The organism is Kitasatospora sp. MY 5-36 (assembly GCF_001182915.1).
In the GTDB taxonomy this organism is placed as follows: domain Bacteria; phylum Actinomycetota; class Actinomycetes; order Streptomycetales; family Streptomycetaceae; genus Kitasatospora.
This window is the reverse complement of record NZ_LFVW01000061.1, coordinates 15,277-29,631: the sequence shown is the minus strand read 5'-3', so window position 1 is coordinate 29,631 and position 14,355 is coordinate 15,277. Positions and strand designations below refer to the sequence as shown.

The following is a 14,355-nucleotide window of genomic DNA, read 5'->3' as shown; positions in this document are numbered from 1 at the left end:
TCGGGCGGTACCGCCAAACAGCTCGCCGGACTCGCCACCGCCCCCGTACGCCGCCCCGCCCTGCACGTCCACCTCGGCGCCCCGCTCCACCTGCCCGGCGACATCCCCGAGGCCACCGCCGCCGCCCACCGGGCCGTCACCGTCGCCTGGCGCACGGCGCAGCGGCGGTGCGGCGGGCGGGGGAGGTCACGGATCACGTAATCCGTGACAACTCCACTCCGGGCAAGGGCAGTCCGAGCACCCAGTAACGTTACTGGGTGCTCGGACCGCCCCCGCCCGGTCAGCTCCGGGGAGAGGCCTCCAGCCGGTCCGCGGACCACAGGACAGCGGCCAGTGCCACCAACACCGGGACGGCCAGGAGGCCGACGCAGATCGCCCCGGCCTGGGGCGCGCCCATCCCGGCCCGGACGAGACGCCACCCGAGGCCCAGGTCGACCGCCGTCGCCAGGCTGCTGAGACCGCCGGCGGTCACCCGCAGGTGCAGCCGCCGGGACCGGGACGGGGTCGGTGCGGGTGTTTCCTGTGAGAGCATGGCAATGCCTTCCGGATCGGATAACGGATTTCGAACCCGATGAGGCATACGGGCGCCGTTCCGGCGAGGGAGCGGCGCCCATTTCATGCCCGTCTGCGGGTCCGGTGACGAGGATACCCACGCTCGGGCAGGGTGTGGACCGCCTCCTGATTCCGAAGCGACGGTCCTGTGCGGGCCGTTGGAGTAGTGCAGATTGATATAAATTATTGCTGATCTCCGCAGGTCAGAGCCATGGTTTCGTCTACGGAGCACACATCTCCACCTGCGAATTCGTGAAATCGCCGCAGAAAGAAGCGCACCACATTTCGACGCCGTTCCAGCCCGCAAGTCCGAACTTTGCGGGACGGGCCGCTCTCGTGGGCACTTTTGGATGGCATGCCGACAATGCCTGCCGCCGCTGGGTGGTTGGCATCCGGTCGATCCGGAAAAAAATTCCACCGATCCTTCGACCCGGCCCCGCCCGCCGCGCCACCACCTCGCCGCAGCCCTGGAGGTCGCGCCGGACCAAGCCGCGACGTCCGAACTCCTCGACCAGTACGACCAGTACGACCAGTTCGCCTCCGGCCGACAGCAGGCCGGGCCGTTGCCATCCCTACACTGACGGGATCGGGCTCCAGGAGTCCAGCAGGTTCCGGAGGCGTTCGCGGTGGTCCGCGATCGACCCTTCCGGCAGGTCGATCGGAACCCGTACGGTGACCATCGAGCCCGACTCGTCCTCGACAACCACCTCGGGGCACCCGCGCTCACCGGTGAGCTGGATGAAGACGGACGGTCCGTTGTCCATCTCCATCCACTCGATGTCCTGGCCGGCATCGAGCCTGTCCAGGGCCAGGCCCCACTCCTCCAACTTCGAGGCCGACAGCACCAGGTCGATGCGCCCACTCACGAAGGGCGTCGCCACGGCGATCTCGGCGGCAAGCCCGCCGGACCATCGCGGGTGCCGACCCAGGACCGTGATGCCGACGCCGTTGCCCTCATCGTCAGCGAGAACGACAAGATCCATCGGAGTCACCTCGGCCATGACTCTCCCTCCTTCAACCGGCACGAGAGGGCATCGTGGCTCACCCGTCACGCTCGAGGCCAGCGCATTCCGGCCGGAGCGGTCCCGACCGGCTCGGGGAGCCGGGGGCAGACCCGTCGGCCCGGGTGATCCCTTCGTCGTGCCGCGAACTACGCTGGCCGGCATGGACTGGCTCGATCGGGTGGCGCGGCTGAGGCGCTGGACGAAGGGCGGCGAGCGTGCGCCGCACAAGCCGCTGCTGCTGCTCTACGCGCTCGGCGGCTACCAGCGGGACGCCGGCGGCGAACTGCGGTACAGCGCGGTCGAGGAGGAGCTGAAGCGGCTGCTCGTCGAGTACGGCCCGCCGCGTCCGACGACCCCCGCCTACCCGTTCCACCACCTGGTCAGCGACGGGGTGTGGGAGGTCCGCACCGACCAGGGGCCGGGGAGCCCCGGCAGCGGGGTCGGGGTCCTCCGGTCGAGCGGGGCCGCCGGCAGGCTCGCGCCCGCGCTGCGGGCCGCGCTCGGCGAGGAGCCGGCCCTGCTGGGCCGGATGGCCCGGGTGCTGCTGGACGCCCACTTCCCGACGTCCCTGCACGCCGACCTCTGCGAGGCGGTCGGCCTCGACCTGGAGCGGGCCGAGACCGGGGCCGTGGGCGGGCCCGAGGCCGCGGCCCGGCGTCAGCGCGACCGGCGGATGCGTGAACTGATACTCACCGCCTACGAGTTCCAGTGCGCCTTCTGCGGCTACGACGGCGCCCTCGGGGCGAGCCCGGTCGGACTGGAGGCCGCGCACGTGCGCTGGTGGTCGCACGACGGGCCGGACGAGGTCGACAACGGCCTGTGCCTGTGCTCACTGCACCACAAGCTCTTCGACAAGGGCGTGTTGGGCCTCGGGGAGGGCCATCGCATCCTGGTCTCCGACCGCTTCGTCGGCCGCAGCGAGGCCAGCCGCCGCCACGTGCTCGCACTCTCCGGCCGCCCGCTCATCGGCCCCCAGCCCGGCCGCCCCCCGGTCGCCGACCGCCACCGGCAGTGGCACACGCGCCAGGTGTTCCACGGCGTCCCGCGCCGGCCCGCGGAGCAGGGGGCCTTGGTCTAGTCGTACTGACCGGGAAGGTTCGCCGGATCGGCGGTTCGAGCGGTTGGATGTCCGGAGACGTCCGATGCGACCGTTGGGGGTGTGGTGGCTGAGCCTGTCCGTGTGCGCAGGTCGACCGACCAGGAGGGAGCGCGTCAGGCCCTCACACCACGCGCGATTCGGTACAGCACGTTCGGGCGCAGTGGCCCTTCGGGCGCGGTGGGGTCGTCGAAATCGTCAGCCGGGTCACGGGTCATGCCGATCCGGCGCATCACTGCTTGGGAACGGATGTTGGTGGCGGTCGTCACTGCAAGAATTTCGGGGAGTTCAAGCGTTTCGAAGCCGAAGGCAAGACCAGCCAGGGCGGCCTCGGTGGCGTAACCCTGGCCCCAGGCCGAGCGAGCGAGCCTCCAACCGATCTCTACCCCCGTGAACGGCATGTCATCATCCACCTGGTCCAAGCCCGCGAAGCCGATGAACTCGCCCGTGGCCTGCACTTGAACTGCCCACCATCCGTAGCCTCGCCGGTCGAACTCGGCCTGGAACCGCGCCACGGAGGCATCGCTCCGTTCACGGGTGAGCAGGTCGCCCAAGTGCTCCCGAACCTCAGGATCGGCATTCATAGCCGCCCACGGTTCAAGGTCGGAGTCTTGCCATCGACGGAGCACGAGGCGATCGGTACGCAGTTCAGCCATGCTGCCCAGCCAACGTGAGCGCCGCCCCCAAGGCAATCCATTTTCTCCGGGACCGCTACCGCCGCTCAGGAGGGGACTGCTCGGCCGGCTCCAGGACTGGCGAAGCGACCACCGCCCCGGCGGGCATCCCGCTGGTCGGATCCTCGGTCACCACAGACAACCAACGGCCGGTTCAGCGGGTCGGCATGCCTCCGTGCGGACTGTTGACCACCAGCGGCAGGGAACCCTCGGCAAGGTAGAAGTGCCCGGGAAAGTAGTCGATGTGGAGGTGGCCGCCGTCCTCGGCGGAGGCCATGCCGCGCAGGTTGTCCGCGAGTACCGCCCGGCCGGCGGAGTCACCGCTGATCACGAGGAACTGCCGCTCGGAGTCCAGATGGACAAGGACACCGGGGCCGGCGGTCCCCTTCACCTCGATCCCCGCTAGGGCGTCGGTGGCCGGTGAGGGGGTCGAGATGAGAAGCCCCTTGCCCTCGGCCACCGCGTCCGCCAGACGGTTCAGCTCCTCCGCCGACGCCGTCAGATCCACTTCGCCGTACACGGGGTCGCTGACGAGTCTCACGCGGTCGGCACTCCTTCACGATCGGAATCCCTGATGCTACTGAACCTGGGCGGGTGAGGTCGGGGGGCGCCGAGTGTGCCGGTGCCCCGGACTGTTCCGCGGGCGGCTGCCACGCCAGGATGAGCGCATGACCGAGAGTGAAGCGGACCTGCCGGCGCTGCTGCGCGAGCTCGATGATCCGGAGTGGCTGGAGTGGCCGCAGCGCTACGACCGTCGCGGGACCGCGGTTCGCTTCGGTGCTCTGGTGGCTCGACTCGAAGGCGACTTCGCTGCTCCCTGCCCGGCCGAGCAGGACGCCCAGGACTCCAGCGAGTACGGACGCGTCGTCGTTCCCGGGGACGCGACCGTCTGCGGAACCCGGATCGTCGTCTGCGTCAGCAAGTTCGGCTCACTGGCGCTGGTCTGCGCCGACAACCCGGGCGTCTTCCTCGGGACGGAGGAAGCCCAGGCCGAGGGCGAGCTGGACGGCGCGGACCTCGCCAGGGTCAATCGGGCGCTGGTCGAACTCGGCTATGTCGTGGTGGCCGAGGAACTACTGGAGAGCGACTACGACGGGCCGAGCCGACTGCCCTCGTACATTCAGCGGCCCACCTGGTCGGACCGCTTCTTCGGCTACTTCTGACGACCGCGATCGAGACCCGGTGCAGCACCGCGTTGATCCTGAGAGGGTCTTGATCGCCCCCGGCGGGGGTGGGGGCGCGATCGGCTGGGCGCGGTCCGGTTTCAGTCGTGGACGAGTACGGTCGTGTAGTCGGCCAGGGCGGTGTTGATCTCGGCTGGGTCGAACGCGGCGGGGTCGAACTGGTCGGCCGAGTCGAGGCCGAGCCATTCGAGTCGTTCCTCGTGTTCTTCGTGGCCGGGGTCGGTGAGAACCTCGACGAGGTACTCGTATCCCCAGATCCCGCCGCAGTCCTCGGGCGGGCCGGCCCGTCGGCCGGTGAGGCAGTGAGGGTAGGAGACACCGGGTTCGGCGTCTCCTACGGCCTCGACGAGGATGTCGTGCTCCCAGTTGTCGCCGAAGTCGTAGATGTAGCGGAACCGCGTGCCGACGCCGGGGGCGATCTGGTCGAGGCGCATCGCCGTCGCGTCGCGGATCCCCAGGTCCCGATCGGTGACGCCGTACCGTTCCCGCCCGGTCTCGAAGGCCCACATGTGGTAGTCCTCCCAGCCGAACGCGGCCTGGACCAGGTCGTGCAGCCGCCGCAGATCCGTGCCCGACGGCACCTGAAGGCGACGCCAGATCGGGGGCTCGGAGCCGGACAGGGTGACCTTGATCGTGTGGACGGACGTTCCCGGGGCGGTCCGGGAACGGGTGGGCGGCTTCACGCGCCTGGTGTTCGACATGGCCGCCATCCTGCCAGCGGCACCGGTTCCCGTACGGGCGTCGGCCGTCGGCTCACCCGCCCGCGTGACGATGCGCTGCACTGGCTGAAGACTGGCTGAAGCACGTCCGAGCGGTTGTCGTTCTCACAGCGCGAACGGGCGGTGGGCCAGGGCCAGTTCGACGACCTCGGCCGCTGTCGGCTCCGGCCCGTCGGCCGAGTAGATCAAGTCGCTGACGTAGCCACTCGGACAGCCAAGGCCCCTGTCCAGGGCCTCCAGCGTGCGGTCGATCTCGGCGTCGTTGTAGCAGTCCCCATCCATGATCTTCTGCACCATCGCAATGGCCGACTCATGAGTCATCACTGCTTCAGCCACCCCCTCCAGGATGAGGGGAGTCTAGTGAGTCACGTGATCAACCGGGCAAGTCCTAGCCGGGGAAGAGCCGCCCGAGGTGGTAGCGCAGGACGGTGGTGGCGGCCTCCGCCGTTCGCTGGCCAAGCAGGACGCTGAGGCCGAGGCCGGCGGAGACGGCGAGGAGGACGACGGCCTCCTGGCGGGGGTCCAGCTGCGGGTCGGCGGTTCCGGCCTGTTGGGCGGCGGTCAGCTGGGCGGTGAGGAAGGTCTCCATCTCGTTGGGCGCGGCGAGGAACTGGGGCCCGCCGAGGGCCGGATCGGTGACGGAGAGCACCGCGTACTCGGTGTGGATGAGGTGGAAGGCCCGGCTCTCCTCGTCGGTGGGGACGGCTTCGAGCAGGACGGCTTCGATGATGCCGTGCGGGTCGGTGGCGCCGATCGCGCGGACGCGCCGCTGGACGCGTTCGCCCATGCGGGCCGTCAGCCGGGTCATGGCGGCGAGCAGCAACTGCTCCTTGGTGTCGAAGTAGTACTGCACGAGGCGGACCGAGACGCCGGCCTCGATGGCCACCGACCGCATGGTGACGGAGTGTAGGCCGCTGTTCGCCGCCGAGCGGAGCAGGGCGTCGATGATGTGGGCCCGCCGCTCCTCGTGATCCACCAGCTTCGGCATCGGGTTCCTTCCGGATCTTTTTGTGGTACAACCATACCATCAAACAGGGAGGGATCATGACCAGGACCAGCGTCGGACACTTCGTCAGCGAGCCGGCTCGGGCGAAGTTCCTTGAGGCGTACGACCGGGCGATGGAACTCTGGCCGGGCCCGCGCCGGGAACTCGACGTCGAGACCGCGTACGGAAGCGTCCACGTCCACCGCCACGGCGCGACGACCGGCGAGCCGATCGTGCTGCTGCACGGTCACGCCGGGCACCCGTCCAACTGGTACCCGCAGATCGCGGCGCTCGGCGAGCGGCACCCCGTCTACGCGATCGACACCCTGGACGACCCGGGCCGCAGCGTGCAACGCGCCGTCGCGGCCGGGTCGGAGGAGAACGCGGCCTGGCTCGGGGAGGTGCTGGCCGGCCTCGGGCTGGAGCGGGTCCACCTGGTCGGGGTGTCGTACGGCGGCTGGCTGGCGCTCAACCAGGCGATCCACGCGCCCGAGCGGCTGGCCTCGGTCACGCCGCTCGACCCGGGCGGGATCGAGAAGGTCCCCGCGCGGTTCTACGCCCACATGGTCGGCGGCCTGTTCGGCATGCTCGCCCCGCGCCCGCTCCGCCCGGCCGTCGGCCGGCTGCTGGCCAACCCGGCACTGAGCGCGCCGCGCGAGATGATCGCACCGCTGATGCTCGCCATGCGGAGCTACAAGCCGGGCGGCCGCCCGCCGGCCCGGCCGTTCACGGACGAGGAGTTGGCGTCGATCGAGTTGCCGGTGCTCGTCCTGGTCGGCAGGCGCAGTGCGCTGCTGCGGCCGCGCCAGGTGGTGGAGCGGGTCACCCGCCTGATCCCCGGCGTGCGGGCGGAGATCGTCGAGAAGGCCGGACACGGACTCAACCTGGAGCGGCCCGAGTTGGTCAACGAGCGCCTGCTGGCCTTCGTCGAGCGCGGGTAGGGGGAGGTTCAGGCTGCGGCGGCGCGGCTCACGGTGGCGGCCTCCGGCGGGGAGAGCCAGATCAGTCGGGCGGTGATGCCCGGCCGCCTGGAGAAGTGGCGCACGGCCCGCTCGGGCGAGGGGAGGGTCATCCGCGTCCGCCCATCGATACTGATCACGTGGCTCCGGCCGTCCGAGTCGGCGAGCCCCCAGGCCGCGACCCACCCGTCAGCGTCGTTGCCGCACACCTGGACGACGGCGAACAGCCGGGGCGCGGTGTCGAGCACGAGCCCGCACAGCTCCTGCTCGAAGGTCGGTTCGACCGGCGGGCGGAGCGTGGTCGGGCGGGAGTTTGGCGAGGGCGTAGTGCTCATGGAAGTCTCCTGCCTCAAGGCATGGGGGATCCGGCGGCCAGGTACCTTCGGTACCTGATCCGTGTCATACGGTAGCGCTGGAGTGGCATACTTTCCATGAAGTCCGTTGAAGACTTGCCATTTCACTCCAGGCAGTGAACGAGAGGATCGCGATGCCACCGAGCGACGCCCCGACCTTGCGGCAGCAGCGCCTCGGGTTCGAACTGCGCAAGCTCCGTGAGAACGCTGGGCTCAGCTCAACTGCCGCCGCCACTCGGGTGGGAGTGAGCCAGGCCCACATGAGTCGAATCGAGGCGGGCCGCTACGCGGTGAGCGCGGAGCGGGTCCGCGCGTTCGCTCGCGCGTACACCTGCACGGACCAGGACCTGGTCGACGCTCTCGCCGGCATGACTGGACGGCGGGTTCGGGGATGGTGGGAGGAGTATCGCGACATCCTGCCGCCAAGCATGCTCGACCTTGCCGAGACGGAACACCACGCCACGGCGATGCGCATCGCCTCGGTGATCCACATTCCGGGTCTACTCCAGACTGCGGACCAGGCGCGTGTGCTCGCCAGAAACGTCGTACCGCCTCCGGCACCACACGAGCTGGAGCATCGGGTGTCGTACCGAATCAAGCGGCAGGTCGTTCTCTACGGCCGGCAGGCGATCCCACTCACGGCGATCGTCCATGAGGCGGCCCTGCGGATGGGTTTCGGTGGGCCCGCTGTAGCTCGTGCACAGCTCAGGCAGCTGATCGAGGCGAGCACGCGCGAGAACGTCTCGGTCCTCGTGATCCCCTTCGGCGCGGGCACGTTCCCCGGCTCTGGGCAGTCCATCGTCTACTGCTCCGCTGCCGTGCCCCAACTCGACACCGTGCAGCTCGACACGTATCACGGCTCTGAGTTCCTCGATGCCCATGCGCAACTGGTGAAGTACCAGAAGGTTCTGGACCTCATGGAAGCCTGCGCCCTGGGTCCTGCGAAGTCACGTGATCTCATTGCCCGCATCGAGAAGGACACCTGAGAGGAAGCGCGCATGGTAGCCCTCAGCTGGCAGAAGTCCAGCTATAGCTCCGAGTCGGCCAACTGCATCTACCTTGCCGTGGCCCCCGATGGCGTCATCAAGCTCCGCGAGAGCGATGACCCCGACACCGTCCTTACCGCTATGCCTGGCACGCTCCGTGCCTTCGTGTGCGGCGTCAAGGCCGGGGAGTTCGACCACCTGACGACGTGACCTGCGCGGAGTGCATCCTTCCGGCCCGTGCCCCAGGAGTTCTGGGGCACGGGCCGACGTCACTCCCCGAAGTGCGTGAGAAGTCGGTCAGGTCGACTTCTCACGCACACCATTGGGGCGAGGTCGGTCGGGTGGCCGACCGCAGCGCTGCGGCTGCCCGGGCCTCGTCGTAGTGCCGCAGGACGAGGTGGGCGAGGGCCGGGTGGGGGCTCAGCGCGCGAGGTAGATGGGCGAACACCCTCACAACGACCTCCGCGTTATCCCCTGGCGCCGGCAGCTACCCCAGCTCTGGCGCCGTGATCATCTACTTCAGTGGCGAGGTCGCGCGGTTGGACAGTGTCCAGGTCGATGGGGACCGATTCGAGTTCATTGACACCGAGCCGCAGCTGATCAAGTATCGAGCCGTGCTGGATCGGCTGGAGGCGAGTGCGCTCAAGCCCGACGCGTCCCGCGACCTGATCCGCCGTACCGCCCAGGGCATGTGAGACGGGAAGAATCATGGCCGTTCAGAGCTGGCAGAAGTCCTCGTTCAGCGGCGACACCGCCAACTGCATCTACGTCTCAGTAGTTGCCGACGCCACTGTCGGGATTCGTGAGAGCGATGACCCTGACACCGTCCTCTCCACTTCGCCCGGCGCGCTCGGCGCGCTCCTGTGCGGCGTCAAGGCCGGGGAGTTCGACCACCTGACGACGTGACTTGCGCGGTGTGCACCCTTCCGGCCCGTGCCCCAGGCGTCCTGGGGCACGGGCTGACGTCACTTCCCTTGCGTGCGTGAGAAGTCGGCCGGGTCGACTTCTCACGCACACCATCGGGCGGGGCCGGCCGCCCGGGCCTCGTCGTAGCGCCGCAGTACGAGGCGGGCGAGGGTCGGGTGGGGGCGGTTGGGACCGGCTGGGGGAGGGCTGCGGACGGGGCGCTGGGCTGTTGGTATGACGTTCGGACGGTTGGGCGCGCGGGTGGATCTCCGGCCGGTTAACGTCGGCCGCAATGCGTTCGTACGCCCATACGTCCTCAGACCGGAGGTTTCAGTGCAGCGGTGGATCATCCTGACGGTACTCACCTCGGCCCTCACCGGCCTCACCGGCGCCGCCGGGGCCGCCGTACCGGCCCGGGCCGACGAGCCGGTCCCCACCACCGTCACCCTCGGCGACGCCGTCATCGACCCCAAGCTCCCCGGCCGGGTCCGGGTGCAGGTCGAGTACCTCTGCTCGATCGCGGACGAGGCCCGCTCGCTCACCGTCTCCGTCGAACAGAAGGACCCGGAGGACAACACCGTCGTCGCCTTCGGCTCCAGCCGGACCGCGGAGGCGGACGTGATCTGCGACGGCACGCCGCAGACCCGGCAGGTCCTCGTCCAGTCCAAGACCACCAACTGGATCCCGGACGTCGACGCCATCCTGACCACCACCGTCTCCAACATCGGCGCCACCCCGTCGGCCGCCGCCGACTCCAAGCGGGCCAGGCTGCTCGCCACCCCCGCCTGATGCGGACCCTCCTCCGGGCCTCGGCTCTCCTGCTCGCCGCGGGCCCCGTACTGACCGGCTGCGTCAGCTCGTTCATGGTGCCGGGCCCGGAGGAGACCAGCAGTACCGTCGCGCCGCCGTCGCCATCCACGGCCCCGCCGTCGCCCAGCCCCTTCACGGGGACGGTGACGATCCGCGACTTCTCCTTCGAGCCCGCCGACTTCACCCTCGGCCCGGGCACGGCGGTCACCGTGACCAACACCGGCACCACCGCCCACACCCTCACCGCCCAGGACGGCACCTTCGACACCGGCCCGATCGCCCCGGGCGGCAGCGCGACGATCACCGCCCCCACACAGCCCGGCGGGTACTCGTACCTCTGTACGTTCCACCACTTCATGCGCGGGATTCTGACCGTGGCGTGAGGGGCTATTGCCCTACGCTCGTTCCCCTGCACATGGGGAGGGGACGAGGGATGGTGGACCACACTGCGAACACGGTGAACGGCCCGGTGCACGGGACGGTCGTGCAGGCCGGACACATCGGGGCTGTCTACGTGGGCGGGAGCCAGCCCCCGACGGTGCCGGACGGGGCCGGCGACTGGGTGCGGGCCGCTGCCGAGTCACGGGCCTGGAAGCACGTCCGGGAGGACCGGGACGCCGAGCCGTACCGGTGCGTCGCCCTGAAGGCCGTCGGTGAACTGGCCCGACTGCGGGACGAGACGGTGCTCGCCGAAGACCCGTGGCAGGACCCGGGGATCGCGGTGCGCTTCGCTTCACGGGTTGACTGGCTGCTCGGCGACGATCGGCTCGACCTCTACCCGGCCGAGGCCGCGCTCATGGCCGTCCTGCCGTTCCTCTACCGGGTCCGCTCGCTGCGCCTGGCCTCGGCGAGGTCCGCTGTCGGCCCGACCGATCTCGTACCTGTGCCCGAATCCGACGTCGACCGTGCGGGGTACGAGCGGTTCATCGAGTCCTACGACCTGCTCGTGGGCCGCACCCGAACCCGGCCCGCCTCTGCTGCCACGCTCGGTTGGTGGCTCTTCCATCGCTGGCTCGACCAGCACGAGGACCTCGCCGACCCCGAGGGCGTCCAGGAGATCATCGACCAGTTGCCGATGCTCGCCGACCTCGGCGAGACCTTCGCCCTCAAGCGCGTCTGCGCCCTGCTGCACGGTCTCCGTCGGGGCCCCGACGTCGGTAACCGCGACTACCTGGCCGGCCTCAGCGCGGACGACCACCTGCGGGCCCCGGGAGAACAGCATGTCCGGGAGCCCAGGTTGGCCCTGCTGCTCGCGCTGGCGTACGGGACGGCCATCGAGATGACGGCGCTACCCGAGATCGTGGCCGAACACCTCGGCATCCCGCACGAGGTCGACCTCACCGAGCTGCGTCGGACCTTGGACGATGCCGCGTGGGGTGGCTCCTACGACCTGCCGGTACTACGCGCCGAGTGCCATCACGAGGCCGTGGTCGAAGGCCTGCGCGAGTACACCGCCCGGGCGGACGAACTCCTCCACGCCGTCCGCCGCGTCCTCACGACGCACCCACTTCCCACCCGCCTCACCTCCGACGAAGCCGCCCCCGCCGCCGGTGCCTTCACCGGCTGGGCCCGCTTCCGCATGGACGAACGCCGGGTGCGCAGCCTGCTGATGGGCGTAGAGCTCTACCGCGACAGGGACTTGGCCGTCCGAGAGCTCTACCAGAACGCTCTCGATGCGTGCCGGTACGCGCGGGCCCGGGTGCAGTACCGGAAACAGTCCCGGACCTTCTTCATGGGCGAGTATTCCTACGAAGGCCTGATCGACTTTCGGCAGGGCGTGGACGAGGAGGGCCGCGCCTACCTGGAGTGCGTGGACAACGGCGTCGGCATGGGGGAGGAGGAGCTGAGGGGAGTCTTCTCCAAGGCCGGCGCCCGCTTCGCCGAGCAACTGGACTTCAAGCTAGAGCGTGCCGAGTGGCGGAAGGCCGACCCGCCCGTCGAGTTGCATCCCAATAGCCGTTTCGGCATCGGTGTGCTGAGCTACTTCATGCTCGCGGACGAGATCAGGGTCAGCACGTGCCGCATGAACGCTCGTTGCGAGTTGGGCCCGCAGCTGGAGGTCTCCATCTACGGTCCGAGCCATCTCTTCCGCATCGTCAGGCGATCGGATCAGGGCGAGAAGCCCGGTACCACGGTCCGTCTCTACCTGAGGGAGGACATCGACCTCGGGCAGTCCTGGTCGGCCGTCGACGTCCTCGAACGCCTCCTGGGGATCGCGGAGTTCCGGACGAAGGCGGTTCATGGCGAGCGAGATGTCGAGTGGGTGCCGAAGAAGCTGCGGACCAGGAAGGCGAGTCCGATGGAGGAGACCGGTCTCAACGCCTTTGGCACGATCGTCCCATGGGAGAACGCCCCCGATGGCGCACAGGTGATTTGGTGCGAGTACGGCGGGGCGCTGCTGGTGGACGGCCTTTTTGTTCAGCCCTCGACAGAAGGTGAAATCCTCGGGGCTGGAAGAAAGTTGAGCGGAGTGGTCGTGAACCTCTCCGGCACGTGGTCGCCGGGCAAGTTGTCCGTCGATCGCAGGCTCGTCATCGACGAGGTGTCCGACCGCGTTCGCCACCTGCTGGAGGGGGCGGCATCCGAACTGGCGGAAACCGACTCGACGTTGCTCAGTATGGAATGGCTGGACGGCGTGATGGAGAGCCATGTCGGCGTCGCCGACATCGTGGCCGCCCAGTGCATTCGGCGAGGTCGGACATTCGAATACTGCGGCTTCGAGTTCGACACTCGAAGCACAGGATGTCTTCCCCTGGATGTCGATCTCTTTCGGAGGTTGGGAATTCCGGCACCCGCAAGACGCCGTGGGCTGGTATCAGTGACCGGTACACCGGCCGACTCGGCGGTTCTCTGGAGACTGCTGGCGCACGACCGGCAGGATCAGCTGGGGCCACTTGCGGAGTTCTGGCCCGCGCTCGCGACTGCCGCTCGCGGACGGGTCGCCATGCCCTCGGATGAGCTTGCGATAGTGAACCACGAACGGAATAGGAGGGCTTGGAAGCACAATCACCACCGAGTGCCGGCTACGGTCACCGACTTGTTGGAGGAGGCGAGCCGGTCGGACCGCCCGGTGGTCGAGGTGGCCGCGAACTGGTCGGCAGAGGGAGCGGGCGTTCCCCAAGCGGTGCTTGACCTCGCGCTCGTCATCGAGTCCGATCCGGTGTTCCTCTGGGGCACCGAGGAAGGGCGAAGGCTTCGTGAGTGGCCGGAGCCAGGCGAGGCCATCGAACCCGGCTACTTGGCGAAGGCCAGTGCCGTACTGAGGGTATCCGTCGCCGAGGTCGCCGCGGCGATGGCAGCGCACGGACTCGATGCCGACTGCACGGGACTCCCAGACCGGCCATCGGATGACCTGGCGGTCATACTCAGCCGCTACCTTGACGGCACCTCTCCCTGGCTGAGCCGGTCGTGCACTGTTGCTGTGGCGCACGTGTTGCGCGTGGCGAGAGAGACGGAGACCGGCATCGACGAGGTGCTCGGGTCCTTCGCGAGGTTGGGCTTCCGTACTCCCCGGATGCCGGGAGACGCCTCGGTGGAGGATCTGGCCGTCTTCTGCGAGGGGCCCGGTTGGGGAGAGCCGACGGAGGTTCTCTTCCAGGACATGTTCGGTCCTCTGAGATCCGGTGGACACACCCTGGAGGAGGTGATCGGCCGGTACCGGGCGTACGGATCGCCGTTGTTCCTTCCAGGCCCGGCCGATCGCCTTGATTGGGAGTTGTTCCAGAGCAACGATGCGATGAGGTGGGGAGAGCTGACCGTGGGTGATGCGGTCCCGTACTCCCGTTTGATCATGGCGGCAGAACGCCTGTACAGGAGTCCGGAGGAGCTGGCGCACCACCTGAGGTCTCGGGGAGTGGTTGTGTCCGGCAACGGCCTGCCTCCTGGCCTGACGCACCGGCAGGTCTTGGACCTGGTCGAAGACATTGGTGATGATGTGGGTCTGGTAGCTACGGGCCGCTGGTTGGCGCCCCTCCTTCAAGTCTCGAACCGCACCGGCAGGCCAATCGCGCAACTCGTCGACTGGTACCGAGAGTGGGGCATCCCCGTACCCGACCTCGCCGAGCTGATCCGCGACGCTCTCGCCCGGGTGCCCATGGCCGACCCCTCCTGAGCACCGAATCCACCCG

General features: G+C 69.0%; 18 protein-coding genes and 1 pseudogene. 11 read left to right on the top strand and 8 right to left on the bottom strand.

Annotation, left to right across the window (positions count from 1 at the left end):
* Positions 1 to 201, top strand: a pseudogene (locus AE652_RS05890) (hypothetical protein); the annotation flags it as partial.
* Between the two features lie 79 nt (positions 202 to 280).
* Here the strand turns inward: AE652_RS05890 and AE652_RS05885 are convergent.
* Both AE652_RS05885 and AE652_RS05880 read right to left on the bottom strand, forming a co-directional pair.
* Complete coding sequence (locus AE652_RS05885) at positions 281 to 532, bottom strand: hypothetical protein (protein WP_049650072.1); 252 nt, start codon at positions 530 to 532, stop codon at positions 281 to 283.
* A gap of 592 nt (positions 533 to 1,124) precedes the next feature.
* A complete protein-coding gene (locus AE652_RS05880) occupies positions 1,125 to 1,553 on the bottom strand; it encodes a DUF5959 family protein (protein WP_049650071.1) in 429 nt (142 codons plus the stop codon).
* 163 nt (positions 1,554 to 1,716) lie between these two features.
* On the opposite strand from AE652_RS05880, the gene AE652_RS05875 reads away from it, so the two are divergent.
* Positions 1,717 to 2,634, top strand: a complete 918-nt coding sequence (locus AE652_RS05875; RefSeq protein WP_049650070.1) for a phosphorothioated DNA-binding restriction endonuclease — start codon at positions 1,717 to 1,719, stop codon at positions 2,632 to 2,634.
* 134 nt (positions 2,635 to 2,768) lie between these two features.
* On the opposite strand, the gene AE652_RS05870 is transcribed toward AE652_RS05875, so the two are convergent.
* On the bottom strand, positions 2,769 to 3,308 hold the full coding sequence (locus AE652_RS05870) for a GNAT family N-acetyltransferase (protein ID WP_049650069.1): 540 nt from the start codon (positions 3,306 to 3,308) through the stop codon (positions 2,769 to 2,771).
* 172 nt (positions 3,309 to 3,480) lie between these two features.
* Positions 3,481 to 3,867 carry a hypothetical protein gene (locus AE652_RS05865; RefSeq protein WP_049650068.1) on the bottom strand — a complete coding sequence of 129 codons (387 nt, stop codon included), beginning with the start codon at positions 3,865 to 3,867 and terminating at the stop codon, positions 3,481 to 3,483.
* Between the two features lie 127 nt (positions 3,868 to 3,994).
* On the opposite strand from AE652_RS05865, the gene AE652_RS05860 reads away from it, so the two are divergent.
* A complete protein-coding gene (locus tag AE652_RS05860; protein WP_049650067.1) occupies positions 3,995 to 4,489 on the top strand; it encodes a hypothetical protein in 495 nt (164 codons plus the stop codon).
* A 101-nt stretch (positions 4,490 to 4,590) separates the two neighbouring features.
* Here AE652_RS05860 and AE652_RS05855 read toward each other — a convergent pair whose 3' ends face one another.
* From AE652_RS05855 to AE652_RS05845, 3 genes are all read right to left on the bottom strand, one after another.
* Positions 4,591 to 5,211, bottom strand: coding sequence for a plasmid pRiA4b ORF-3 family protein (locus tag AE652_RS05855; RefSeq protein WP_053111979.1), 621 nt, complete (start codon positions 5,209 to 5,211; stop codon positions 4,591 to 4,593).
* Between the two features lie 123 nt (positions 5,212 to 5,334).
* Positions 5,335 to 5,565, bottom strand: a complete 231-nt coding sequence (locus tag AE652_RS05850; protein WP_369808271.1) for an e9imm peptide — start codon at positions 5,563 to 5,565, stop codon at positions 5,335 to 5,337.
* A gap of 52 nt (positions 5,566 to 5,617) precedes the next feature.
* Complete coding sequence (locus AE652_RS05845) at positions 5,618 to 6,217, bottom strand: TetR/AcrR family transcriptional regulator (protein ID WP_049650066.1); 600 nt, start codon at positions 6,215 to 6,217, stop codon at positions 5,618 to 5,620.
* Between the two features lie 56 nt (positions 6,218 to 6,273).
* Here AE652_RS05845 and AE652_RS05840 point away from each other — a divergent pair, with 56 nt between their 5' ends.
* On the top strand, positions 6,274 to 7,155 hold the full coding sequence (locus AE652_RS05840; protein ID WP_063780068.1) for an alpha/beta fold hydrolase: 882 nt from the start codon (positions 6,274 to 6,276) through the stop codon (positions 7,153 to 7,155).
* Between the two features lie 8 nt (positions 7,156 to 7,163).
* Here the strand turns inward: AE652_RS05840 and AE652_RS05835 are convergent, their stop codons facing one another.
* A complete protein-coding gene (locus AE652_RS05835; protein ID WP_049650065.1) occupies positions 7,164 to 7,508 on the bottom strand; it encodes a hypothetical protein in 345 nt (114 codons plus the stop codon).
* 152 nt (positions 7,509 to 7,660) lie between these two features.
* On the opposite strand from AE652_RS05835, the gene AE652_RS05830 reads away from it, so the two are divergent.
* The 7 genes from AE652_RS05830 to AE652_RS05800 all read left to right on the top strand — a co-directional run bounded on the left by AE652_RS05830 (position 7,661) and on the right by AE652_RS05800 (position 14,339).
* Positions 7,661 to 8,512 (top strand): helix-turn-helix transcriptional regulator, encoded by an 852-nt coding sequence (locus AE652_RS05830; protein WP_049650078.1) that lies wholly within the window; start codon positions 7,661 to 7,663, stop codon positions 8,510 to 8,512.
* A gap of 12 nt (positions 8,513 to 8,524) precedes the next feature.
* On the top strand, positions 8,525 to 8,722 hold the full coding sequence (locus AE652_RS05825) for a DUF397 domain-containing protein (protein WP_049650064.1): 198 nt from the start codon (positions 8,525 to 8,527) through the stop codon (positions 8,720 to 8,722).
* A 296-nt stretch (positions 8,723 to 9,018) separates the two neighbouring features.
* On the top strand, positions 9,019 to 9,207 hold the full coding sequence (locus tag AE652_RS05820) for a Scr1 family TA system antitoxin-like transcriptional regulator (RefSeq protein WP_049650063.1): 189 nt from the start codon (positions 9,019 to 9,021) through the stop codon (positions 9,205 to 9,207).
* 13 nt (positions 9,208 to 9,220) lie between these two features.
* Positions 9,221 to 9,418 (top strand): DUF397 domain-containing protein, encoded by a 198-nt coding sequence (locus tag AE652_RS05815; RefSeq protein ID WP_049650062.1) that lies wholly within the window; start codon positions 9,221 to 9,223, stop codon positions 9,416 to 9,418.
* Between the two features lie 333 nt (positions 9,419 to 9,751).
* Positions 9,752 to 10,207 (top strand): hypothetical protein, encoded by a 456-nt coding sequence (locus AE652_RS05810; protein ID WP_049650061.1) that lies wholly within the window; start codon positions 9,752 to 9,754, stop codon positions 10,205 to 10,207.
* Entirely contained in the window at positions 10,207 to 10,611 is a 405-nt protein-coding gene (locus AE652_RS43410; protein ID WP_053111978.1) for a cupredoxin domain-containing protein, read from the top strand. Before AE652_RS05810 ends, AE652_RS43410 begins: the two co-directional genes overlap by 1 nt.
* A gap of 50 nt (positions 10,612 to 10,661) precedes the next feature.
* Complete coding sequence (locus AE652_RS05800) at positions 10,662 to 14,339, top strand: hypothetical protein (RefSeq protein WP_049650060.1); 3,678 nt, start codon at positions 10,662 to 10,664, stop codon at positions 14,337 to 14,339.
* Positions 14,340 to 14,355 lie beyond the last annotated feature (16 nt).